Source organism: Thermogutta sp., assembly GCF_014359955.1.
GTDB lineage: Bacteria > Planctomycetota > Planctomycetia > Pirellulales > Thermoguttaceae > Thermogutta.
In genome coordinates, this window is record NZ_JACIYL010001008.1 from 1 (window position 1) to 1,357 (window position 1,357).

Below are 1,357 nucleotides of genomic sequence, written 5' to 3' on the forward strand. Positions count from 1 at the left end.
TACGGCGGGCGCTGGTAACAAGCATCGACCATGCCCTCGGTGTCCTGGATCAGGATGACGTGGAGATCATCCGCAAGATTCTTCATGGCATACCATTCTTCCAACATACGGAAAGATCGACCGAGGTTCTGGCAACCAGGGAAACTCGGCGAAGCAACCCTAATCGTGGCTTCCTGCTGTCTGCCGTGGCTCAGGAACTCGCCGCCAATCATCTTCACAAACGGGGAAATCTCATCGCCGCGGCTGTGGAACGCGTCATTCGCCGCATGGAAACCGATGACGCCTTTGCCCGCAGCAATGGCATCGAGGAGTCGCTTCACTCCTGTCTCGGTAGCGGGTGGTTCGTTGGGCCGATTGACCGGCTTGGTCCAATCACCGGTCGCGTACAGGGCGATGGCGTCGAACTGATCGAGATCGCCATCAAAGACCCTGCCGTCTTTGCTGCACACAACTTCCACATTGACCTCCTTTCCCCATTCCGTGAGCAGTCGTTCGGAATGGGCGAGGTCTTTTCCTTTTCGTGCCACGACCGAATGCTCAAAGCCAGCCGAGCGGGTGAAATACAGGATTTTCCGGGGTTTGCTCCAGGAGGCTTCGGTCCAGCGGAAAGGCAGGGCCGAAACGAAAGCGCCAGCGCCTGCAGCAGCGAGGAATTCACGGCGTTTCATGATGCAAGCTCCTTGTGCGAGGAACCAAAAAGGTGAGGACGTGGAGAAACCTGTACCATCCTGGGGAAGGCGATCTTTTTACAAAGCCGATTTTTATGATAGCATCGTTTCTATTCAACGGCGACACCCGGCTGGCATTTTCCCGCTGGATACCGCCGACCGCTGCCACGGGGGTCCGGGCGGCTGTCCTACGTCACACAACATCCAGTGTTTCGGCCTGACGCAGTTCTCCGAACGCTGCATCGGAAGATGATCGTACCGGGAATGCCGGCGGATTTCAGACAGTGCCTTTAGCCCAGATTTCCTCACTGCTTGCAAGGAAAGGTGGCGACGATGGGTGAACGCTATCTGGTGACGGGATGCGCAGGTTTCATCGCCTCCCGCGTTTGCGAGATGCTCCTCGTGGAGGGACACGAAGTTCTTGGCTGGGACGAAATCAATGACGCCTACGATCCTCGGTTGAAAGAATGGCGTCTGAATAACCTGAAAAGATTCCCCCGGTTTCGCTTCGAGCAGGTGGACATCGCGGATGAAGGACAGGTGGAAAATGCATTTGCCAGGGCCGGCAAGCCCTCCCTAACGGCCGCGATCAATTTGGCGGCTCGGGCGGGGGTGCGGGCAAGCGTCCGCAATCCAGCGGTTTATTACAAAGCCAACTGCACGGGAACTCTGGTCCTCCTGGAGTTCTG

General features: G+C 57.1%; 2 protein-coding genes. One reads left to right on the forward strand and one right to left on the reverse strand.

The window, feature by feature from the left end; genetic code table 11:
• A partial coding sequence (locus tag H5U08_RS18965; protein WP_297036775.1) for a ThuA domain-containing protein occupies nucleotides 1–668 on the reverse strand: 668 nt, incomplete at its 3' end.
• 333 nt (nucleotides 669–1,001) lie between these two features.
• On the opposite strand from H5U08_RS18965, the gene H5U08_RS18970 reads away from it, so the two are divergent.
• The coding region (locus H5U08_RS18970) for a GDP-mannose 4,6-dehydratase (RefSeq protein WP_297036778.1) at nucleotides 1,002–1,357 on the forward strand (356 nt) is incomplete at its 3' end.